This is a genomic window from Priestia megaterium, from assembly GCF_009497655.1.
Lineage (GTDB): Bacteria > Bacillota > Bacilli > Bacillales > Bacillaceae_H > Priestia > Priestia zanthoxyli.
Window position 1 is genome coordinate 2,157,328 of record NZ_CP023317.1, and the last position, 22,963, is coordinate 2,180,290.

General features: G+C 37.6%; 22 protein-coding genes and 3 tRNA genes. 17 read left to right on the forward strand and 8 right to left on the reverse strand.

Translation table 11 applies throughout. The annotated features are described in order from the left end of the window. Nucleotides 1–36: 36 nt before the first annotated feature. Nucleotides 37–1,347 carry a Na+/H+ antiporter NhaC family protein gene (locus CEQ83_RS10835; protein WP_098112568.1) on the forward strand — a complete coding sequence of 437 codons (1,311 nt, stop codon included), beginning with the start codon at nt 37–39 and terminating at the stop codon, nt 1,345–1,347. 39 nt (nt 1,348–1,386) lie between these two features. Here the strand turns inward: CEQ83_RS10835 and CEQ83_RS27580 are convergent, their stop codons facing one another. Beyond that, nucleotides 1,387–1,515 (reverse strand): hypothetical protein, encoded by a 129-nt coding sequence (locus CEQ83_RS27580; protein ID WP_255219815.1) that lies wholly within the window; start codon nt 1,513–1,515, stop codon nt 1,387–1,389. Between the two features lie 124 nt (nt 1,516–1,639). Between CEQ83_RS27580 and CEQ83_RS10840 the strand changes: the two genes are divergently transcribed. From CEQ83_RS10840 to CEQ83_RS10885, 10 genes are all read left to right on the forward strand, one after another. Next, nucleotides 1,640–2,599, forward strand: coding sequence for a LacI family DNA-binding transcriptional regulator (locus CEQ83_RS10840; protein ID WP_028413456.1), 960 nt, complete (start codon nt 1,640–1,642; stop codon nt 2,597–2,599). Between the two features lie 85 nt (nt 2,600–2,684). Further along, on the forward strand, nt 2,685–2,933 hold the full coding sequence (locus tag CEQ83_RS10845; protein WP_033578899.1) for a transcriptional regulator SplA domain-containing protein: 249 nt from the start codon (nt 2,685–2,687) through the stop codon (nt 2,931–2,933). 112 nt (nt 2,934–3,045) lie between these two features. Next, complete coding sequence (gene splB / locus CEQ83_RS10850; RefSeq protein ID WP_025752275.1) at nt 3,046–4,074, forward strand: spore photoproduct lyase; 1,029 nt, start codon at nt 3,046–3,048, stop codon at nt 4,072–4,074. A gap of 151 nt (nt 4,075–4,225) precedes the next feature. Then, nucleotides 4,226–4,669: a hypothetical protein gene (locus CEQ83_RS10855; RefSeq protein WP_028413454.1), complete on the forward strand. Its 444-nt coding sequence runs from the start codon at nt 4,226–4,228 to the stop codon at nt 4,667–4,669. 101 nt (nt 4,670–4,770) lie between these two features. Next, nucleotides 4,771–5,007 carry a hypothetical protein gene (locus CEQ83_RS10860; RefSeq protein WP_013056931.1) on the forward strand — a complete coding sequence of 79 codons (237 nt, stop codon included), beginning with the start codon at nt 4,771–4,773 and terminating at the stop codon, nt 5,005–5,007. 173 nt (nt 5,008–5,180) lie between these two features. Beyond that, on the forward strand, nt 5,181–6,833 hold the full coding sequence (locus CEQ83_RS10865) for a DUF2339 domain-containing protein (RefSeq protein WP_155017232.1): 1,653 nt from the start codon (nt 5,181–5,183) through the stop codon (nt 6,831–6,833). A 127-nt stretch (nt 6,834–6,960) separates the two neighbouring features. Then, nucleotides 6,961–9,042 (forward strand): DNA topoisomerase III, encoded by a 2,082-nt coding sequence (locus CEQ83_RS10870; protein WP_155017233.1) that lies wholly within the window; start codon nt 6,961–6,963, stop codon nt 9,040–9,042. 81 nt (nt 9,043–9,123) lie between these two features. Further along, complete coding sequence (locus CEQ83_RS10875; RefSeq protein ID WP_028413451.1) at nt 9,124–9,561, forward strand: YrvL family regulatory protein; 438 nt, start codon at nt 9,124–9,126, stop codon at nt 9,559–9,561. A gap of 240 nt (nt 9,562–9,801) precedes the next feature. Next, the gene (locus CEQ83_RS10880) at nt 9,802–11,136 is read left to right on the forward strand and encodes an FAD-dependent oxidoreductase (protein WP_028413450.1); all 1,335 of its coding nucleotides are present in this window, start codon (nt 9,802–9,804) and stop codon (nt 11,134–11,136) included. Nucleotides 11,137–11,264: 128 nt separating this feature from the next. Further along, nucleotides 11,265–11,402: a hypothetical protein gene (locus CEQ83_RS10885; protein WP_186806706.1), complete on the forward strand. Its 138-nt coding sequence runs from the start codon at nt 11,265–11,267 to the stop codon at nt 11,400–11,402. 72 nt (nt 11,403–11,474) lie between these two features. Here the strand turns inward: CEQ83_RS10885 and CEQ83_RS10890 are convergent, their stop codons facing one another. From CEQ83_RS10890 to CEQ83_RS10905, 4 genes are all read right to left on the reverse strand, one after another. After that, entirely contained in the window at nt 11,475–12,602 is a 1,128-nt protein-coding gene (locus CEQ83_RS10890; RefSeq protein ID WP_028413449.1) for a GerAB/ArcD/ProY family transporter, read from the reverse strand. A gap of 25 nt (nt 12,603–12,627) precedes the next feature. Beyond that, nucleotides 12,628–12,861 carry a hypothetical protein gene (locus tag CEQ83_RS10895; RefSeq protein WP_028413448.1) on the reverse strand — a complete coding sequence of 78 codons (234 nt, stop codon included), beginning with the start codon at nt 12,859–12,861 and terminating at the stop codon, nt 12,628–12,630. Nucleotides 12,862–12,957: 96 nt separating this feature from the next. Further along, complete coding sequence (locus tag CEQ83_RS10900; RefSeq protein ID WP_224980117.1) at nt 12,958–14,079, reverse strand: GerAB/ArcD/ProY family transporter; 1,122 nt, start codon at nt 14,077–14,079, stop codon at nt 12,958–12,960. A gap of 22 nt (nt 14,080–14,101) precedes the next feature. Further along, entirely contained in the window at nt 14,102–14,287 is a 186-nt protein-coding gene (locus CEQ83_RS10905) for a hypothetical protein (protein ID WP_028413446.1), read from the reverse strand. 296 nt (nt 14,288–14,583) lie between these two features. Between CEQ83_RS10905 and CEQ83_RS10910 the strand changes: the two genes are divergently transcribed. The 6 genes from CEQ83_RS10910 to CEQ83_RS10935 all read left to right on the forward strand — a co-directional run bounded on the left by CEQ83_RS10910 (nt 14,584) and on the right by CEQ83_RS10935 (nt 18,744). Next, entirely contained in the window at nt 14,584–14,853 is a 270-nt protein-coding gene (locus CEQ83_RS10910; RefSeq protein WP_014460213.1) for a hypothetical protein, read from the forward strand. A 367-nt stretch (nt 14,854–15,220) separates the two neighbouring features. Then, nucleotides 15,221–16,615 (forward strand): phospholipase D-like domain-containing protein, encoded by a 1,395-nt coding sequence (locus tag CEQ83_RS10915; RefSeq protein ID WP_028413445.1) that lies wholly within the window; start codon nt 15,221–15,223, stop codon nt 16,613–16,615. Between the two features lie 239 nt (nt 16,616–16,854). Then, nucleotides 16,855–16,928, forward strand: a tRNA-Trp gene (locus CEQ83_RS10920). Between the two features lie 26 nt (nt 16,929–16,954). After that, nucleotides 16,955–17,036 (forward strand) — tRNA-Leu (locus CEQ83_RS10925). 20 nt (nt 17,037–17,056) lie between these two features. Further along, a tRNA-Gly gene (locus CEQ83_RS10930) sits at nt 17,057–17,128 on the forward strand. Nucleotides 17,129–17,343: 215 nt separating this feature from the next. Continuing rightward, the gene (locus CEQ83_RS10935) at nt 17,344–18,744 is read left to right on the forward strand and encodes a Na+/H+ antiporter NhaC family protein (RefSeq protein ID WP_028413444.1); all 1,401 of its coding nucleotides are present in this window, start codon (nt 17,344–17,346) and stop codon (nt 18,742–18,744) included. Nucleotides 18,745–18,941: 197 nt separating this feature from the next. Here the strand turns inward: CEQ83_RS10935 and CEQ83_RS10940 are convergent, their stop codons facing one another. The 3 genes from CEQ83_RS10940 to CEQ83_RS10950 are packed head-to-tail and all read right to left on the reverse strand — an operon-like array spanning nt 18,942 to nt 22,898. Next, nucleotides 18,942–20,042: a GerAB/ArcD/ProY family transporter gene (locus CEQ83_RS10940; protein ID WP_028413443.1), complete on the reverse strand. Its 1,101-nt coding sequence runs from the start codon at nt 20,040–20,042 to the stop codon at nt 18,942–18,944. 20 nt (nt 20,043–20,062) lie between these two features. Further along, nucleotides 20,063–21,286 carry a Ger(x)C family spore germination protein gene (locus CEQ83_RS10945; RefSeq protein ID WP_028413442.1) on the reverse strand — a complete coding sequence of 408 codons (1,224 nt, stop codon included), beginning with the start codon at nt 21,284–21,286 and terminating at the stop codon, nt 20,063–20,065. Next, the gene (locus CEQ83_RS10950) at nt 21,276–22,898 is read right to left on the reverse strand and encodes a spore germination protein (protein ID WP_098112571.1); all 1,623 of its coding nucleotides are present in this window, start codon (nt 22,896–22,898) and stop codon (nt 21,276–21,278) included. The genes CEQ83_RS10945 and CEQ83_RS10950 overlap by 11 nt, the downstream gene beginning before the upstream one ends. Between the last annotated feature and the right edge of the window lie 65 nt (nt 22,899–22,963).

A 22,963-nucleotide genomic window follows, 5' to 3' on the forward strand; every position in this document is an offset into this window, starting at 1 on the left:
GGTCTTTTTTTATTACGTAAACAAGAGGTGTTAAGAATGGAACAACAAAAAGGAAACGGCTGGGCGCTGTTACCGCTGGGCGTCTTTTTAGTCCTGTTTGTCGGATCAGGAATTATAACGGGAGATTTTTATAAGCTGCCTGTATTAGTAGCTATTATCATTGCAGCCATTGTGGCGCTGGCTATGAACCGCAAAGATTCACTTAATGTAAAAGTGGAACGATTTGCTAAAGGAGCAGGGCATCCTGATATCATTATTATGGTACTTATTTTTATTTTAGCAGGTGCTTTTTCTCAAGTCGCTAAAGGCATGGGAGCTGTTGATTCAACGGTAAACTTAGCTCTGTCTGTTCTTCCGCAAAGCTTAGTGGTAGTCGGAATCTTTGTTATTGGCGCATTCATTTCAATTTCGATGGGAACGTCAATGGGAACAATTGCTGCATTAGGGCCTATCGCTGTAGGAATCAGTGAGCAGGCGCATGTATCCATTACATTGGCAATTGCTGCCGTTGTTGGTGGTGCAATGTTTGGAGATAATTTATCCGTAATCTCTGATACGACCATTGCAGCAGTTCGTACGCAAAAAACAAATATGTCAGATAAATTAAAAGTAAACTTTTTTATCGTACTTCCTGCAGCGATTGTTACGGTAGTTTTATTACTTGTAATGACGCTAGGCAATACGTCATCAGTAGAAATTAAAGATTTTAGCTGGTTTAAAATCTTGCCTTATGTCGGCGTACTAGTTGCTGCCATATTTGGTGCAAACGTATTAAGCATTTTAACCGGAGGAATTGTATTAGCCGGCTTGATTGGATTAGCTGACGGAAGCTACACGCTTTCTTCTCTTGCTAAAACTGTGACAGAAGGTATTGGCGGAATGTCGGAATTAATTATTTTATCTCTTTTAATTGGCGGAATGGTTGAACTCATTCGCTATAACGGCGGTATTCAGTTCTTATTGAACTTATTAACACGACGCATTCAAACAAAAAAAGGCGGAGAATTCAGTATCGCTGGATTGGTAAGTTTAACTAATTTAGCCACGGCTAATAACACGATTTCAATTATTACAGCAGGTCCGTTAGCGAAAGAAATCTCTGATAAGTATTCAATTGATAATCGTAAATCAGCCAGTCTGCTCGACTTGTTTTCATGCAGCGTTCAAGGGCTTATCCCTTACGGTGCACAAATGCTTCTAGCAGCAGGATTTGCTAAAGTTTCACCAATTGAGATTATTCCATTTACATTCTATCCAATGTTAACAGCGGTTTGCGGTATCATTGCGATTGTAATTGGCTTTCCTCGTTTAAATAAAAAATCAAAATCATCTAAAGAAGCTGCGTAATATCAAACCCTTAAAAAGAACATTCTTTTTAAGGGTTTTTTACTGTTTGAAAAAATCAGTCGGCTTTTTTTCATCTAGCTCCTTCCAAAGTGTCTCATTTTGTTTAAGTGCATAAGCCGCTCCTCCGATTTCAATTCCGCATAATAAAATGAATAATAAAATACCCATGATATGACCTCCTTATATAAGTGAATAAAAACATGATTGTAACGGGTTTAGCTTATTGCTGTTTCACTTTATAATGAGAATAAAGTATGAAACGCGTTTCAGCGCAAGAGAAAAAGGTGAAAACATGACAAATATCCGAGATATCGCAAAAAAAGCTGGTGTATCTGTTTCGACCGTGTCACGGGTTTTAAATCATCATCCGTATGTAAAAGAAGAAAAGCGCCGTCTGGTAGAAGAAGTAATTCAAGAACTTAATTACGAACAAAACATTAATGCCGTTCACTTATCAAAAGGGAAAACAAATATGATTGCTGTCGTCTTGCCTTTTATTAATCATCCTTATTTCAGTCTGCTTTTAGAAGGAGTGGCCTCTCAAGCGTTAGAAAAGCAGTATCAGCTTGTTATTTGTCAGACGAACTATGATGTAAAAAAAGAAGAAGAAGCGCTTCATATGCTAAAAACAAAGCAGGTTGATGGAGTGATTATTTGTTCTAGAGCAGGCAGCTGGAGCACGATTGAATATTATCAGCAGTACGGGCCGATAGCCGTGTGCGAAAACGTACAAAATCGTTCTATTCGCTCCGTATACGTTGATCATTATGCAGCTTTTAAGAAAGCGCTCATGTATTTAAAAGAAAAAGGATATACGGATATTGGCTACTGTATTGGAAGAATGACGGGTACAAATAGTCAACAGAGGCAGCAAGCATACAAAGAATATGTAGAAAGAATAAATGAGCCTTATCATCCGGAATGGGTGTTTCAAGGCTGTTTGAACGTGACAGATGGTGAAAAAGTGGTGAAAAAATTGGTGCAGATGAAAAATCGGCCTCAGGCGCTTTTAGTAACAAACGATCAAGTCGCTATTGGTATAAAAGCTCAGTGCGAACAAGCGGGTATATCAGTTCCAGGCGATTTAGCTATTATTGGTTTTGATAATCATCCGCTTTCTTCTTATTTACAAATCACAACGATCGAACTTCCTCTCAAAGAAATGGGCGAAACGCTTTTTAAACTAGTTAGGAGCAAGGATCCTCAAAAAATTGAGCTTCCTTTTCGGTTTATTGAGCGTAAAAGCGTATAAATTCTTGATGATCTCACCACGTGTTTTTATCGGATAAAATGAGTAAAAGCGGACATCATACGAGTAAAGAAAGAAGAAAAGGATGATGATCGTGGAGAAAAAAGAATATCAAGTAGGAGATCAAGTATTTGTTATTTACCGAAATCCTCATACGGCAAACGTTGCCAATATTAATCAAGCTGAAATTGTTGAACATCCTGAAAATAAAGGTGAAAAAGCGTTGTTTCTGCATGAGTCTTATCATTTGTTAGCTGAAGATGATGCTGTGTATTCAACGTATGAAGAAGCAGAGAACATGTATAACAAGATATTTGATTATGAACAATATGATTGACGAAAGGCTCTCTTAAATAGAGAGTCTTTTTTGATGTGGAAAATAATTACCATGGATAGAGTCTTTTTATTTTTCAAACGCTATTAGTATTAGAAAAAAGGAAGTGTACATGATGATAAAACCTTTTGTACCTCAATTAGTATACATTGAGCCAGGGGCAATGGAGTACCCGCTTGGTGTTCAATTAAAAGAAAAATTTGAGAAGATGGGAATTGAAATTCGTCAAACAACTTCTCATAATCAAGTGCGTAATATACCGGGAAAGAATGATTTGCAAAAATACCGCAATGCCAAGTCTACTTTAGTAGTTGGTGTGCGTAAAACCTTGAAATTTGATACATCTAAACCGTCAGCTGAATATGCAATACCTTTTGCAACAGGGTGTATGGGGCACTGTCACTATTGTTATTTGCAGACAACAATGGGAAGCAAACCGTATATTCGCACGTACGTGAATGTTGAAGAAATATTAGGTCAAGCAGAGCAATATATGCAGGAAAGAGCCCCTCAAATAACGCGATTTGAAGCGGCTTGTACATCTGATATCGTAGGAATTGATCATTTAACACATTCATTAAAGCGCGCGATTGAATATTTTGGAGAAAGTGAACTAGGTCAACTGCGTTTTGTGACTAAATTTCATCACGTGGATCATTTATTGGATGCTAAACATAATGGTCGCACGCGCTTTCGCTTTAGCATAAACGCAGATTATGTTATAAAAAACTTTGAACCTGGTACATCTCCTCTTGATTACAGGATTGAAGCTGCTAATAAAGTTGCAAAAGCCGGATATCCACTTGGCTTTATTGTGGCGCCTATTTACATCCATGAAGGTTGGCAAGAGGGATACCGTCAGCTGTTTGAAAAGCTTGATGCTTCTATACCTGAAGAGTCAAGAGATGATATTACATTTGAAATGATTCAGCATCGCTTTACCAAGCCGGCCAAACGAGTGATTGAGAAAAACTATCCGAAAACAAAGCTTGAGATGAATGAAGAAGAGCGCCGCTACAAATGGGGGCGTTACGGGATTGGAAAGTATGTATACGCAAAAGATGAAGAACAAGAATTGAGAGAGACGTTGGAATATTACATTGATCAGTATTTTCCAAATGCGAAAATCGAGTATTTTACGTAATTATTCTACAGTAATTGAAAAGTTATTTTGACATCTTAGTCGAGATAGCTTTTCAATTTTTAATGTGAAAAATAAATTGGTTGCTAATAAGCTGAAAAAAGAGGTTATTTGTATCTCTTGTCGTATTACATACATAAGGGAGGTGACTGAGATGTTAAAAAATGAAGAGTTTGCGCTAACAAAAGAATTAACAAAAGAACAGCAAGAAGCTGCACGAAATTTTATTCAAGTGTTGTTCCAAGAAGATTTATCTGAATTTTGGAACATATTATGTGATATCGATAAGTCTCGTATTTACGGCTTGTATGAAGCAAACCACTATTACGATTCGGATGTTGAACTACATGGATTTGTACAAGAAATTAGAGATAATGTAAGAGCGGTTTATGCGCCTCTTCAAGGGCAAGGAGGTATTTCGACGAAGGTTCGATATACAAACGAAGGAAAGATGTATGTATACATATTAGGAAGTGGCGAAAACCCTAAGGTATATCCTGTTGGATTAATGCCTGAGACCTACATTGAAGAAGAACGTTTTTCTCAGCGTCTTCAAATTAGCATTTATAACGATGAGTTTCGAAACGTTGCGCTGTAAATTATATATAAATGGAAAAATAAAGAATAATAAAATTAATTTGTTAAAATAGCAATATTTGGGGTATGTAATAGGTATAACACTAAAAAGGGGTGAAAGAAATGCATTATTATCGTATTTCAGAGGGAGACCATGAAGAGTATTGTGAAACGATTCTGCTTCATGAAAAGAAGTTTTGCAAAGAAACATTTCAATCTATGGTGCGAGAAGCAATGAACAATAAGCCAGGTAAAATTGACCGTGTGGATATTGTTAAATATTTAATTGGTCATCATAGCTTTCAAGTAGCCCATATCGAAGCGGGATTTCACAGTACATACAGCGAGAAAGTGACATAAAAAATGCAGCACATCCTATACAACGAACTTTTCTTTTGAAAAGGGCGCTGTATTTTTTTTTGCTAAAAATAGAATGTTTTTAAGTGATATTCCTTTTAATGGTATAATAGTTAAGTGCTGTAAGGTATACATATAAAAATCACAAATACTTTAAAGAGGAAGGGTGAGGAAATATGGAAAACGAAAGAATAGAAGAGCTTGAACGAAAAATAAGCAGTTTAGAAGAAGACGTAGCCAAGCTAAAGTCGCTTGTATATAAAACAAATTCTCCAAGACCAGCAGTTCACGCTCCTCCCAAGCTGCGCCAGGAGACGACTAAACGTCCTGCTCAAACAGCAGCTAAAAGCTCACAGGCAATAGAAGAGCCTGTTGATTGGGAAAAAGTCCTTTTTCAAACATGGCTGCCGAGAATTTTTATTTTCGTATTTATTATTGGCGTGCTATGGGGATTTAAAGCAGCCTCTGACTATGGATTAATGAATGAAAAAGCAAAAGTTGTTCTCGGTTTCGTTGTTTCGATAGGTTTTGCTGTGACAGGTCATTTTCAAATCAAAAAGGGTAGGCTGGTGCTCGGGCAAGTACTTGTAGGAGGAGCTATTCCTATTCTCATGTTAACGACGTTTGCGATGCATAGCCTATATCATTTAGCAGGACCAACGCTTGCTTTTATGCTAAATGCGAGTTGGATCATCTTAGGAATTGCAGCAACAGTCTTTTATCGTTCACAGGCATTAGGGATTATTAGCGCGGTTGGAGGCGTACTAGTTCCTTTTCTTATTGAAAGTAATTCGCCTAATGCTCTGGTTTTCATTGGCTATGAAACGCTTCTGTATATTGCCTTTTTATATGTGGCAATCAAACAAAAATATTCAATTTTATATGTTCTTTCCGCGGTACTATTAAATCTTACGCTACTCATTTATTACTCGTTTGTTGGTGATAATGGTGTAAAAGCGTTATTAGGTATGGCGATTCTGATTCAGCATTTATGCTTAATTTCTAGCTTTTTTCTATCACAATCCGTACTCCAAGTATATGCGTTTACCCTTCTATCGAGTTTAGCAGTTACGTACGGCTGGCTGCTTGCCGTTTTTGACGATGGCACGACCACCATGGTGCTGCTTGCGCTAGTTATTATTTACGCATTAGGTGTTTACACAGTAAGAAGTTCTAAAGAGAAATTTGAATTTTTTATTACCTATTTAATTGTTGCAGTAGCGTTTTTTATTCATCAGCTCGTCGATTTAAGAGAAGGAGTCATTTTATATGTGATTCAAGGACTTGCTGTTTACTATATCGCCATGACGTATAAAAATCTACTTCATCAACTGTTTTCTTATACGATTTATATACTGAGTGCCACGTATATCTTAGTTACGCCAATCGAACAAGTGCTGTCTCTTCCGACATTAAATTGGGTTGTTATGTTAGCTTCTATTCTAGTATTTGTATGGATCAGTATTCAAAAAACAGAAAAAGATGAGCACGATACGTTCAAAATTGGAGGAAGTATTGTTTTTTCTATTCTTTCTTTAATTTTTGTAACGGAAGTGACGGTCGCTGGAACCACTGATCTTTCCGCTAATACACAAACGCTTATTATGACGGCTGTTTGGTTATGCTTGTCCATTGCTGCATTCGTAATAGGATCACTTCGAAATTTTAAAACAGCAACATATGTCGGCGTGGGCATTTTGTTCTTAACACTTTTTAAACTCGTTTTATATGATTTACCTTTTATCCCAATGGCTATACGAGCCTTGTTATTTATCGTTTTAGGAGCTATCGGTTTAATTATCTCGCGACTATTTTATAAAAAGAAGTAGCTAGAAGATGAAGAGAAATTCTTCATCTTTATTTATTATAATATGATTATGTAAACTTAATCTTGAAGTCGTACAAAAAGTATACAATCATGTATAATGGAACAAGTGAATTGGAGGTATACATAAAATGAAATCACTTGTATTAGCAGAAAAGCCAAGTGTAGCACGTGATCTTGCGCGCGTGCTTGGCAGCACACAAACAAAAAAAGGGTATATTGAAGGGCCAAAGTATGTCGTAACATGGGCACTCGGCCATTTAGTTGAATTACAAACACCAGAGGATTATGATAACCAATATAAAACATGGCGATTAGAAGATCTGCCAATTATGCCTGAGAAAATGAAACTAAAAGTAATTCGTAAAGTGAGCTCTCAGTTTCGTACAGTATCCGATCTAGCAAAAAGAAAGGATATTGGCGAGTTAATTATTGCGACTGATGCAGGGCGTGAAGGAGAGCTTGTAGCACGCTGGATTATGGAAAAGGTACGCTGGAACAAGCCGTTTAAACGTCTTTGGATTTCGTCTCAAACGGACAAAGCGATTCGTGACGGGTTTAAACAGCTAAAACCAGGAAAAGAGTTTAATCGTTTGTATGATTCAGCAGTTTGCCGTTCAGAAGCCGATTGGCTTATCGGTTTAAACGTAACGAGAGCGTTAACGACTAAATACGAAGAACCATTATCAGCAGGACGTGTACAAACACCGACGCTTGCGATGATAATTGAGCGTGAACAAGTAATTAACACATTCAAACCTAGTGAATATTGGACGCTTACAGCTCAGTTTTCGTCGTTTGAAGCAGCTTGGCAAAAGGGCAGTGAAAAGCGCATTTTTGATGAAAAACGTGCAAAAGAGCTGCACTCAAAATTATCAGGTGAAGCAGTTGTGCAAACAATCAAGCGTAAAATGCATAAAGAAGCGCAGCCGCTTCCTTATGACTTAAATGAACTGCAGCGCGACGCTAATAAACGCTTTAACTTCTCTGCTAAGAAGACATTAAATGTACTTCAAAAATTGTACGAACAGCATAAGTTAGTCACGTATCCACGTACAGATTCTCGTTATTTAACAACAGATATGGTTTCCACTATGAAAGAGCGCTTGGAAAGCATCTCTGCTGTATATAAAGAAGAAATTCGTCCAATTTTAAAAAATGCACAGCTGCCAAAGCGAGTGGTTAATAATGAAAAAGTAAGTGATCACCATGCGATTATCGTAACGGATCAGCCTGTGTTTTTACAGGACTTATCAGCTGATGAACGAAAGCTGTATGACTTAATTGCAAAGCGATTTATTTCATTGTTTTATCCTGCATATGAGTATGAAGTGGTTAAAGCAGAGCTTGAAGTAAACGGGGAACTGTTGGTAGCGAGCGGAAAGCAAGTTGTGAATGCAGGCTTCAAAAAAGTTTCTGGTGGAGACTCAGAAGCAACGGTGAAGCTGCCTGATATGAAAGAAGGCAGCAAGCTGCTCATTCAAAATGTAACGATGAAAAGTGCATTTACAGAGCCGCCGCAGCGCTATACAGAAGCCGATCTTCTTGGACAAATGGAAAAACACAACTTAGGTACGCCGGCAACACGCGCAGATATTATTGAAAAACTTCTGCAAAACGAATCCATTGATCGCCAAAATAACCGTCTGCACGCAACAAAAAAAGGAAAGCAGCTGATTGACTTGGTAGCAGACGAGTTAAAGTCTCCTGAGCTTACGGCTAAATGGGAACGTGACTTAGAAGCAATTGCTAAAGGAAAAGGAAATGCAAAAGAGTTTTTAACGAATATTCGCGAACAAACAGAAAAGCTTGTCAAGCAAGTGAAAACAAGTAATCAAACGTACAAACCCCATAATTTAACGGGCTCTAAATGCCCAGAATGCGGTTCGTTCTTAAAAGAAAAGAAAACAAAGCAAGGAAGAGTGCTCGTTTGTTCAAGCCTTGAGTGCAGCTATAGACGCGCAAAAGACCCTAAATTATCGAACCGACGCTGTCCGCAGTGTCATAAACGAATGGAAATTCATTCAGGAAAAGCTGGGACGTACTTCCAGTGCCGTTCATGTCAAGTAGTGGAAAAAGCTGAGGACAAAAAGAAAAAGATTTCAAAGCGAGAAGAACGAAAGCTTCTTAACAAATACAACGATGACGGAGCATTTGGTTCGAGCTTGGGAGATGCTTTAAAACAAGCTCTTCAAGATAAAAAAGATAATTAACGTAGAAGTGCGATACCATGGTATCGCACTTTTTTGGTATAATATGGATTAAGTGATGAGTAAGCAAGGTGGCGTGGAACAATGAAAAGAAAAAGCAGGGGAATGAATCGGTTAATCGCGTTCTTTATAGTAGGAACGATGGTACTAATCATTTTAGCTATCTTAATGGGAAGCTACTTTTTTGGTTTTATAGGCTTCCTTAGAGTGATGGGAGTGGAGTATGACTCTTACTGGGCCATATGTTTATTTCTATTTTTTATTTTTGTGTTTGGCTCTTTCACAGAGCTTTTTTCAAAGGCGCTTATTTTTTTAATGAAGAATGCTAGGATGAACAGAGTATTATTTGTAGCATCTGCGGCTTTTGTGGACATATTTTTTACTTTTCTATCGGTTTATATAGCAGACTTGCTTGTAAGCGGAATCCGTGTATCTATTTTAGCGATGATTATTTTATCCGGTTTATTTTTTTTGTTAGAGAGTGCATTGGATAGTGAGTTTCTACGTGAAAAAACAAGCTGATGAAATTGTTCATCAGCAGCGCATCAACAAAAAAAGTGCATCATATCAAGCTTCAATGCTATTTAAAGAACCCTGTAACATATTTTTTTAAAAAAGTATGTGATTTTTTTCACATATATCTTGAAAAAGAACAAACATGTTTGTATAATAAGAATTGTAAAAGATATGTGAAACATTTCACAATATATGTGAAAAACTTCACAAATTATATTTTCTATAATCCTAAGGGGGATATCATCTATGAAAATTGCAGTAGTAGGGTGTACACATGCAGGAACAGCAGCAGTAAAAAATATGGCAGAACTTTATCCAGAAGCTAAAATTACAGTTTATGAGCGAAATGATAATGTTTCATTTTTGTCTTGTGGAATTGCGCTCTATGTAGGCGGGGTCGTAAAAGATGCAAATGGTTTATTTTACTCTTCACCGTCTGAATTGCAAGAGATGGGTGTAAATATGAAAATGAAACACGAAGTGACGAATATTGATACAGAAGACAAAAAAATAGCGGTGCGAAACTTAGAAACAAACGAAGAATTTGAAGATACATTTGATAAATTAGTGATGACAACTGGATCATGGCCGATTATTCCAAACCTTGAAGGCATCGATTTAAATAATGTTGTGCTTTGTAAAAACTATCAGCATGCTAATCACATTATCGAAAAAGCAAAACAAGCAAAAAAAATCGCCGTAATTGGTGCGGGTTATATTGGTGCAGAATTAGTAGAAGCCTTTGAAGTGTATGGAAAAGAAGTCACGTTCATTGATAGTGCTGATCGTATTTTAAATAAATATCTTGATCCAGAGTTTACAAGCTTGATGGAAACGGAATTTAAAAAGCGGGGAGTTACATTAGCATTAAACCAAGCGGTTACTAAATTTGCAGGCAGCGATGGATCTGTTGAAAAAGTAGTGACAACTGCAGGTGAATATGAAGCGGATCTTGTTATTTTGTGTGTTGGCTTTCGTCCAAACACAGACTTAGTAAAAGGGCAGGTAGACATGCTTCCAAACGGCGCAATTGTGGTTGATGAATATATGCAAACAAGCAAAAAAGATATATTTGCGGCCGGAGATAGCTGTGCGATTTACTACAATCCGATTAAGAAACATGCCTATATTCCGCTTGCTACAAATGCGGTTAGAATGGGAACATTAGTTGCTCAAAACCTTGTTAAACCGACGATCAAGTATATGGGAACACAAGGAACATCAGGCTTGCATATTTATGATTACAATGTTGCATCTACCGGCATAACTGAAACAGCGGCTTCTCTTTTTGATATGAATGTGAAAAGTATCACAATATCAGAAAATAACCGACCAGAATTCATGCCAACGTACGAAAATATTACGTTAAAAGTAGTATATGAAGAAGAAACGAGACGAATTGTAGGTGCACAGGTTATTTCTAAAATTGATGCTACTCAAGCAATTAATACATTGTCCGTATGCGTACAGCAGGAAATGACGATCGATGAGCTTGGCTTTATGGACTTTTTCTTTCAACCCCACTTTAATAAGCCTTGGCATTTCTTAAACCAAGCAGGGCTTCAAGCGCTTCAAGCATAAAAAAAGAGGCTGGGACAAAAGTAGTTGAGTCCAAGTAAAAAACGAACCATTCATCAACCTGTTCGATGAGTGGTTCGCTTTTTTTGTGATGGTGTACATCGTTTTATTTGTTTCGTTCCTTCTAGCAATTGATTGGAGGGCAAGGCGAAGACTCCTGCGGGAAAAGCGGAACAGGTGAGACCCCGCAGGAGCGAAAGCGACGAGGAGGCTCAGCGGCCGCCTGCGGAAAGCGAAGCCTTGCACGGAAATCAATTGCCGTGTCATAAGCAGTCCAGAGCTCATGTATCTCATTTGTTCGTCTTTCGATTGGATTTATTTCGTTATGTCTCAACCTTTTTTTATGTGGATTTTATTATCTTTTTTATTTTTATTTTAGCTGGTTTAAAACGAATCCATCCTATGATAAGAAGAATAAAAGGATATAAAGCTCCCATCAAAAAACTATAGGGAATCCACGTTTCGGCTAACCATGTTTTTTGATAGGTAATGGTTGGGTACACAATAATGGAAAAAGTCGTAACAATTAATCCCATCGGTAACGTTAGAAATCGAGTTTCATTGATGTTAAAAATATGACAAAGTCCAGCGATGGAAGCATGAAAATAAAGAGAAACTTTAAAGAAAAGAGTAAGAAACCATATAATGGCAATAATTACCTCGATTCCTTGCAAAAAATTTCCCACCTCAATTCGCTTAGCCATTTCATATACGGGAAACATGGTAGTTGAAGAATGATAAGAACCAATAACGATTATACAAGAAAAAATAACAATTACCATAATAAATCCACCTAGCAGGCTGCCGCTCATTAAAGCTTTAGCTCCTTTTTCAGGTTTTCTTAAATGAAGGGGGAAAATCATCATCAAAGGAGCAAAAGTAAAATAAGTAATGCTAAGAAAGATAAGAACCGAATGAGTCAGCGGCTTTAAGTGAATGTCCATTAAAGGCATAAGATTTTCAAGTTTCATTTGAGGAGTTAGTGAAAAAATAAAAATCCCGAGAAGGCCAACAAACCACGGGAAAAAGATTTCACAGCAGCGTGCAATTGTTTCTAGCCCGAGTCTTGCCCCGAAAACAACCACAAGCATAAAAATAATGTGAATAGCAAGCAGCGGCGTTTCCATCATAATATGGGTATTTAAAAAACTTCCGACGTAGTATACAATGCGGCTGCACGTTATGACAGTAGATAGGACAAATAAACAAGATACACCTTTTCCTAGATATTTTCCAAATACTACATCATTGATTTCTACCAGATTTTTATCTTTAAATAAAAGTCCGAGAGCTATATATACTTTCACTAATACAAATCCGCATGCTACTCCAAGGATAGCCGGAATCCAAGCGGTTTGCTTAGAATCAACAGTCATAGCCGCTGGAGCAATAACAATTGTGCTTCCAATTGTATAAAGCATGACGAGCATGCGAAATTGAATCGTTGAAATTTTAACTACAGGTTTCACGGTATTCACTTCCTCGTCTTACGTATTAAGATAATAAATGAAGTAAAAATATGCTGATTGGTCTAAAGATAGCAGCTGATAAATCAGAAGGATTTGGAACATACAAACCCAGTGCTTTACAGATGCTTACGGACGTTCCAATTACAAGAACTGTGTAGAATAGCCATAATTCTTTCTTCGCTTTTTTTTGCCGTAAGTTAGGTACTTCAAACCAAATGACGAGCGTGCAAACAATAAGTAACCCGAATACCCCTAGCATAGACTAGCTCCTATACATGAATAATTAATGTTATATTTTCCAGAAAAATAACTACTTATACTGAAGGTGCATTCTCTATTAAAGGTTTTTGATTTTTTAGTCGCTGTTAGAAGAATGCTGCTTTTTGTTTTGAATAAATCCTGCAATTAAAAGGAAAAGCGGATATAAGATGCCTACAAGTAAGCTGTAGGGAATCCACGTTTTTGTATCCCAATCTTTTTGATAAGAAACGCTTGGATACACAATAAGGGAAAGTGTAATCATGATGAGTGCGACTGGAAAAGAAAATAGCTTGTAGTCCTTTATATGAAATACATTGGCAAACCCCAAAAGAGTAGCGTAAAAGTAAATGCAAAGCTTAAAAAAGAGAGTAATAAACCACAAAATAGCAATGACTACTTCAATTCCTTGAAGAAAGTTTCCTACATCAATTCTTCTTCCTAATTCATAGCTTGGAAACATGGTGATTTGGGAGTAATAAGGACCAAGCACTAAAATTCCGAGTAAGATTAACGTAACCATCACTAGTCCACCGGCTATATTCCCTATATAAAAAGATTGAGTGGACTTTTTTGTGTCTGGTGTATGGGAAGGGAAAATCATAAGCAGAATCGTATAAGTCAAAGAACTCATGCTTAAAAACGTTAAAACAGCCCGAATAAAAGCTTTTGGATGTATTTCGAACACAGGCTGAATATGCTCTATTTTAATTTGCGGAATCATAGACAAAATCAGAAGTCCGAACAATCCGACAAACCAAGGGAATAAAATCTCGGCACTTCGTGCAATAACTTCTATTCCTAGGCGTACTCCTACGATAACCACACTCATAAACGCAATGTGGATGGCTGTAAGCGGCGTGTAGGGAAGAATTTGTGTAGTGAGAAAATTCCCTACATAGTAAAGAACTTGACTGCTGATAAACAAATTGGATAATACAAAAACAGCAGAAACAATCTTTCCAAACAGTTTACCTAAAATTTTTTCGTTCATTTCCATCAGCGTAAGCGTTGGAAACATTTTTCCTAGTGAGGTAAAAAGCAAAACTAAGCCAATTCCTGATGCTACACCGAAAAGTGCTGCAATCCAGGCGTCTTGATGAGCATCAGCCGTAATAGCAGCAGGCACAACAATAATTGTGCTTCCGATGCTATATAAAGTTACTAGCTTGCGAAATTGCGCAGCCGAAATATTGATTTCATTAAGCAAAATGAGCACATCCTTTTGCCATATACACGAATTAAGTGATCCAACGGAATAATAAGTGACTTAAAGGCTGAAACATTGCTTCTACCCAATCAGAAGGGTTCGGTAGAGGCAGCCGAAAGATTTTTGCAAGAGCGATCATGATACTGATTGTCATGAATACAATAAAAATTTTCCGTTCTTTTTTATGAGAGTGTTGAGGTAATCTTTTTATTTCCATCCATATAATCCCTGCACAAATGATCAAAAAGGAAAGAAACAAGTGCATGCAGTCAACCCCAATATATTTTGACGTTCAAATAGGCTATTCGTATGATGTCCGCTAAAGAAAGTGATTATACATTTATGTAAAATATAGAAAGTATTTCAAGGGATAAAAGATATCATTGGACGCTCTTAAATAATAAAGGAATTTGTTATGCGGAATATTTACGCAGCTTCAACCTATCGAAACGTCGTATGAATAAGTGGAAAAATGCCACACTATAGAGTGAACAAATGGAAAGGAGCACTATGATGAAAAAATTCCCATATAACAAAGATAAACAACAATCATTTCAAGCAGCACAGCAGGGGCATAAAGAAGCAGTAGATGCATATGAACAGGCAAATGAAGCTAAAAATGATGCATCGTATGGACATGAAGCGAAGCAAGCGATAGGTGAAGTGAACGAAGCCTCTCAGCAAATCGAAAATGCGCTTGAAAATGCTTCTGAAACACAGCGTCAGCGTTTAACTGAGTTTCAGCAAGACATAAAAGATATGGAAAACGACCTTAATCAATAAAAGAGTAGCTGTTTTACTTAGACTTACAGCAGGTTCACAATAGAGTATAAATTGCAAAAGCAGAAGATAATGAACTTCTGCTTTTTTTTATTGGCAGAGTGAATGTAGGTTTCGTGTATATAATGGCTTTTAGCAGTTGTTTGGAGGGCAAGGCGAAGGCTCCTATAGGGAAAACAGAATAGGTGAGACCCTGCAGGAGCGGAAGCGAAGGCTTGCACGGAAATCAACAGTAGTGTAACAAATAATCCATCGTTCCATTCTTATTTTAAAAGGTATAGAAGTTAAAAAAGTAAGAATCCTAATAAAAACAGAACGATAAGAATGGAAAGGGATTGTGACAGGAAACATGCTAATAAATATACTAATAATGATTGTCGTATTGTACTTCATATATGTATTCGTAACTGCAGTGGTACTGTTTTATGTCCCTTTGCACAAGGGAAAAGACTTAAAAGTAATGAATACTGAGAATTTTTACGGAAAGAAAGAATCCACAGACCGTGTTATGCTTTTGGAAAACGGTTATTTTTCAGGGCTTGTTCGGATGCAGATGATTCAAGAAGCGAGGCATACAATCGATATTGCGTACTTTTCCATCGGCAAAGGTCGTTCGTCGGATTTACTTATGGGTGCTTTATTCGAAGCTGCGGACCGAGGTATACGTATTCGAGTGCTGTTAGACGGGATCTCTCATGGGCTAAAAGGCAAGAGAAAAAATGTTCTTTATGCTCTAGCTTTCCACAATAATATTGAATTAAAGTACTATGAGCCCTTTACTATTCTTAAACCTTGGACATGGCATAACCGTCTTCACGATAAAATAATAGTAGTCGATGGCCAATTAGGTATTAGTGGAGGACGAAATATCGGAGATAAATACTTGGCCAGTCAACCGGATAAAAATTTTGTCTATGACCGTGATGTGCTGATTTATAATACAAAGCAAGAAAGTAATAGTGTCATTCTCTCAATGGAGAAGTATGTAGAGAAATTATGGAACCACCCGTATACGCGCAAAGCTTTTCCAAAGCTTAAGAAAACTAAACAATTTCGTGGCCTTTCAGGAAAGAAATTGTTAATAGATCAATACGAAGAGGCCAAAAAAGCAAACGAACCCTTTGTCCATCCTTATATTGTATGGAGAGAATCAACGATGCCTACAAGAAAGGTTTCTTTTATTGCAAATCCTATTCAAAGAATGAATAAAAGCCCTTTTATATGGAAAACGTTTATTAAGCTTTCTGAGCAAGCTGAAAAATCCATTGTCGTTCAAAGTCCTTATATTGTACCAACAAAAGAGATGGAACAGTATATAGATAAGTCAGTAAAATCTAAAGTGCAAAGAATTATTTTAACGAATTCTATTACGTCCACTCCGAATGCTATGGCTTTTTCTGCATACTTAGGAGTGAAAAACCGCGTCATAAAAGCGGCTTCAAAGCTTTATGAATATCAACAGCCTTATTCCATTCACGGGAAATCCGTTGTTTACGACCAGCGTTTGAGCGCAGTTGGTTCTTTTAACTTAGATTCACGTTCTGTATTTTTAAATACTGAATCTATGGTTATGATAGATAGTGAAGAATTTGCAGCCGAGCTAACAGGGGCTATTGAAACTAAAATTTCTCACAGTACGCTTGTGGGAAATGAGGGGGAACCTGTGGGTTTTAATACGGATTCTCAAAAAAACGTGCCTCCTGTAAAATCTGCACTCCTCCATATTCTTTCAGTCTTCACGCGATTTTGGAGACATTTTGTATAGTTCTGCACTTTTCCTGAAAAAGTGCTTTTGCAGAAAGCTTATAAAAATAAATGGTAGAGGATAAAAGGTGCTGCAACTGGTGGTGGGAAGTGTGAAAAGCTGTGATATGCCTCACAGTTTTTTTGAAGTCGCCAGTACTAGTCATGATTCATAAAAAGACCTATTGACGAAATTCCATATATGTTTTATTATAATATAGCGTCGTCAATAAACGAGGTTCTTTTGAAGAAATCATTTCTAGGGGCATAGTTTAAAGGTAGAACTACGGTCTCCAAAACCGTCAGTGTGGGTTCGATTCCTACTGCCCCTGCCATTTTGGAGTTATTTTTCAATTCACACGCGGGTGTGGCGGAATTGGCAGACGCGCTAGACTTAGGATCTAGTGTCTTATGACGTGGGGGTTCAAGTCCCTTCACCCGCATCTTTACTTTTATATATTGCGCGGAAGTAGTTCAGTGGTAGAACACCACCTTGCCAAGGTGGGGGTCGCGAGTTCGAACCTCGTCTTCCGCTTCTTTTCAAAAGCAGTTTGCATGTGCAAACTGCTTTTTTTGTTGTAGAAATAAAGATTTTTACTATGCTGTTTTTAATTAGAAATAGTTTATTCAATCAGTGCTGCTTATACGTATTGCTTTCATGAATATACACATATTATTGGGGTTACATTAAAAGCTAATGAACGATACGTGAAGACGTCTAATATGGTTTTTAAGATAGGGGAGAGTCCTATGGAATCTAGTTGGTTTTCAATTATACCGTTTTTAATTGTTATTCCAATAGCTATTTTCACCAAACAAGTGCTGCCAGGGTTGTTTTTAGGCTTATTAGTAGGCGCTTATTTGATTGATCATTCGATTGTCGGAGGTGTTGAAAAGTTACTTCACTACGTTGTACAAGCTCTTAGAAATAAAAGTAATATAGAAATCGTTGTCTTTTTATACGCGTTTTCAGGGCTTATCGGAATGATTAAGATGGCTGGAGGAGTTAAAGGTTTTGTGGAAACAGCTGCAGAAAGAATTGATACAAGAAAAAAAGCTCTTATTTTAACCTATGTTTCAACCATTGGAACATTCAGTGCTCCCACCTTTCGTTTTGTGACGATCGCGCCCATTATGAGAGCGCTGCTGAAAAAAGTGAAAATGACGACAGCAGAGCTAGGGTTTGTTATTGAAACAACTGCTACTCCTGTTATCGTCTTAATTCCCGTGGCAACGGCATTTGTGGGATATATGGTCTCAATCATTCAAATGGCAATTGATCATCAAGGCATAAAACAAGACGCTTATTCTTTGTTTATTCAAAGCATTCCTTATAATTTCTTTTCGATTGTGATTATTTTAGTAGGGATTTATTTCAGCTTTTTTCATCATTCAACGTCTACGGCTCCTATGAAGCTCGAGGAAGAAGACGAAAAAGATTGGCATGATTGTCATCCTTGCGTATCGAAGGATTTGCCTTCTAAGCCTTGGAATTTGTTAGTACCTTTACTTGTTGTGATTTCACTTACCTTACTTTTAACATGGTGGAGTGGACATCGTAAGAGTCACACCTTTTTTGAAGCATTTATTAAAGCAGACGTGTTAGAAGCGATGGTAGTAGCTTTAATTATGACTACGTTAATTACCCTCATTTTTTTCTTGTTTCAGCGCTTTACATTACAGAATTTGCTTAATGGTTTTATCACAGGAGGCAATGACTTGATGTCCGTTATTTTGTTGTTATCGGTAGTATGGGGATTATCCGCTGTGACAGAAGACTTAGGTTTTTCAAATTTCGTGACGGCACATTCTAAGTGGATTCCTCAAATGTTTGTCACTCCGTTCATGTTTATCTTTGGAGCCGCTATTTCTTACTTTATCGGATCTGCTTGGGGAACGTGGGGGATTTTAATGCCGCTTGGCGTATCGCTTGCAAGTTCTGCAGATCTTTCTTTGCCGTTAATTATCGGTGCGGTGTTTGCGAGCGGTTCCTTTGGAGCGTTTTCTTCACCTTTAAGCGATGATACGAATACCATCGCCAAAATATTAGATTTATCTGTTATTGAATATGCCAAATATAAATTAAAGCCAGCTTTAATTGCAGCGGGAATAACAGTTGCTTTCTATCTTGTTGTATCTTTCTTATTTTGAATGAGAAAAATAGCCGTCTAGTATCAATTTTTCATTTTTTTTAATTTAAAGTATGCATACAGTCCTAATGACAGGCACACTAGGATGATACAAGTAAGCGGAAATAAGATGGTATTAACAAAATGATCATAAAACCATATATACACGCACATCACCTCAATAATTTTAACGCCATTTTTTTATTTAGTAGAGATACACTATCTGTGCTGCTTCTTCCTATTCTTCAAAAAGGCGATAATCAGAAGCAGTAGGGGTACGATAGAAAATAGCGGCATATGCAAAAGAAATCTCGCTACGTGTAGTCCTTCATAAAGGTGTTCTTGAAAATTACTAGCGATTGTAATCGACAAAAATAACACAATGATGCCTAAAGGATACGCTAGACGTGAAGGAGATTTAATTTTAAATAAAGTAGCTGTACCTATTATAGAAGCATAAAACAAGATGCTAACTTTGAAATAAATCCCAATCACCATAGCGAACATAAAAAATACATCTAGACGCTCTAAAAAATCAGCTACTTGGATCGTTTGGACAGTACTAAGAAGAGGGAACTGTGATCTTGTCGTCAGATCAACTCCAAGCACGCTAATGTTAATGATCATCGTAATAATTAGATTAATTCCGCTTAATCCCGTTGCGCATAGCATGGTGACACTTGCTTTTTTGGGATTGCTCAAATAAGGAAGAAGCATGGTAAATACAATAGCCTCTGTGAAAGGAAAATACAGCGTTTCGGTTAAAGCAATTTTTGCAACAGGGAGCACTCCTTCTTTTAATACCGGCTGTAAGTTCTTAAAATCAATTAATCCTGAGCTAATAATTAAAATGAAGCCTGCAACAGCCAGAAAATACATAAAAATAAACAGAAGCTCTCCTGACCTCGCTATCGCTTCAATTCCTTTTCGTGTTATATAGATAATGACCAGCATTAATAAAGCATTAGCAATAAATAAAGGCGTATCGGGATAAGCAAAGGTAAGAAGCATTTCTCCGAAATCTCTTAGAACTCGTGATGCATCGTATAAAAAATAAACAATATATACGAATGCAAGAAGCGTTCCCAGTACCTTACCTAAAATTTTCTGCATATACTCTGTAGGCAGGAGGTCCGGATAGTAGGAATAGAGCTTATGATAGACTAAGAAGAAAAAAAAGCTGAACAGCATTCCAATTAAAATAGCTAGCCATGCATCTTGCTTCGCTCTCATTGCAAGAGGAACTAATAAAGCGCTCCCCAGTTCGAATAATACCATGAGAATGAATAATTGAGTGGCGCTGATTTTTGCTTTTTCCATATAGCCAGAACCTCCTTACCTCATTGTTGTTTTTCTTTTACGCTAGAGAGAAACGATTTATTGCGCAGACCCGTTCGGCGAATGTAAGCTTCTACTGTAACGTCTACATCTAATTTTGGAAAATAAACGTCATCCCATTCTGATTTGAATTTTTCCCACTGATTGGGGCGCGTGCGTTCCAGTGCTTCTCCAAACCCAAAGATGTCAACTTTGTCTGTCTGAGCTTGTTTAATAGCTGTTTGTAATTCTTTTTTTATTTCTTTACCTGCAGCTTTTTCCATTTTTTTGATTACGGCAGGTTGACGTGTATCAACAGGGACCTCCACTTCTCCAAGATCGCCTTCTACGCGAGTGTGAACGGACACGTAAGGTTTTCCTTTTTTCATTTTTACAGATACATCCGTTTTTTGACGAACTGTTTGATAGGCAAGCGCTTCTTTTTTTCCTTTCCAATCTATATTAATATCCGTTCCTTGTATTTTATCAAGAATCCAAACGCTGCCTCTGGCTGGACTATTGTACAACCAGTCGATTAACTTTCCATTTTTAAAAACAGCAATGCCAGAAGCACGAAGGGTAGCTTCTGGTGCGCTTTGCTGGAGGTTATCTAATTTTTCTGCTTGTTGAGGATTTCCAACTAAACGAAAACCCGAGACTAGTGCTTCTCCTCCGGGAGATTCGAGAGACCTCATCACTTCTTGAAAGGAAACCTTTAGATTTTCTCCCCATTTTCTTTGAGTGAACTCCAGCGTTTTCATAATTTTGTTTGCTGGAATTTTATCGACAGGCGTTAGTGCTTTTACCAAATCAGCAGCACTTGACTGGTTTGCGATGACTAGGGAAGTCGTAATTCGAAATTCAGGATCGCGATCAATAGAATCAATAAGAATGTTAATTCCTTCTTCACGCGCTAGTTTTTCTCCGATCACGACTAAGTTGGTATGGGCATAATAAAGTCTTCGGGAAATTCTAGCTGAAGCGCGTCTGCTTGCTTCAACTAAATTATCGCCAGAAGCAGAATAGATCGTAACAGGCGGACTTTGGGTACCGCCGCCCCCTTGTAAGCCAGCTACGTTTCCCGGGTTAATAATTTGAAAGGTAAGCTCATACCGTCCGTTTTTCGTTTTATCAATGCCCATTGCCGATACAAATGCAAGGTCTGTTAATTCTTTTTTACTCCAGCAGCTCGTAAGCAATACCATCATTATGGTCATTACCAGTAAAAATAAACTTTTACGTTTCATTTTGATCACCTTTTTCAAGTTCCTGGTTAATCATACCTCTTGAAGAAGGAGGCTCAGGCTTTTGATGTTTGCTTTGACGAACTTTGTTATCACTAATTAATTTAGGTCTTCTTCTCATCGTCCACCAAGGTAACCGCAGCAATGTATCTTCATTGCTTGCAGGAATAAAGGGTGCTAATGGGGTCATGTAAGGAACACCAAATGAACGTAAGCTGCATAGGTGTCCAACCCCCATTAAAAGAATAAGGATAATGCCATAGAAACCGAATGTAGCCGCTCCTAGTATAAATAAAAAACGAATTAAACGCGCTGAAATAGCCATATCGAAAGATGGTGTGGCAAAGCTAGCAATGGCTGTAATCGATACAATAATAACCATAGCTGGTGAGACAATCCCTGCTTGAACTGCTGCTTGCCCAATAACAAGAGCTCCAACGATCGATACAGCTGAGCCGATAGCTTTTGGTAAACGAATACCTGCTTCACGCAAAATTTCAAAGGTGACTTCCATAAAAAAAGCTTCCACGAACGCGGGAAATGGAACGGATTCTCGCTGTGCTGCAAGAGCTACAATAAGCGTTGTAGGTACCATCTCTTGATGAAATGTTGTAACCGCTACATACGTAGCAGGCGCGATAAGTGAAATCATAAACATAAACACCCGCAAAAGACGAATGGACGTGGCAATATCAAAGCGTGCGTAGTAATCTTCAGCCGATTGGAAAAATTGAATGAACAACGCTGGAGCAATAAGGACAAAAGGAGTTCCGTCCACAAAAATAGCAATTCTTCCTTCCAAAAGGTTACCCGCCACCACATCGGGTCTTTCTGTGTTGTAAATAGTGGGAAAAGGAGTGACCGTTTGATCTTCAATCAGCTGCTCAACATAACCTGATTCCAAAATACTATCAATATCAATGTTTTTTAATCGCTTTCGAATTTCTTTCACAACTTTATCGTTTGCGATGCCATGAATATACATAAGAGTGACATCCGTTTTAGTTACTCGGCCAATCTTCATCGACTCTAGCCATAAGTCGGGTGTTTTAATAATTCGGCGCACCATGGCTAAGTTTGTGCCAATAGACTCAGTAAAGGCACCTTTTGGTCCCCGCACTACCATTTGGGTAGTAGATTCTGAAATGGCACGCTTTTCACCGCCTTGTGTACTCACGCTGAGTACGCGGTTTATGCCGTCGACAATAAGAAGGCTATCGCCTGACATCAAAGAAGAAAGTAAATCATTCCAGTTGTCTGCAAACGATACGTTGCCGATTGTGACGATGTCTTCGGAGATTAACTCTAATGCATTTTGATCGTTTAGGTCATTTTTTTGATTATCTTTCATCAGAGACTGCAGTAAGTAATCTTGAATAGCCTGATTATCTACAATCCCTTCTATATAGACGATAGCAGCAGCCAAGCTGTTATTGACACCTAGTTTAAAATGACGAATCACAATATCTGAGCTGTTTCCAGTTTTTTCTTTAATTAAGGTAAGGTTCTCCGACAGCAGATTCTTAAGAGAAGAAGCTGTTTGTTCGCTGTTTGTTTGATCTGCCTGAGGTTCAAGCTTATTTTTAAGTTTTTGATTTTTAAAAAACGAAGGCATAAATGAAAGCACCCTTACTATAGTTTTTATTAATTTGACCAAAAACCGTATAATTATGTAATTTT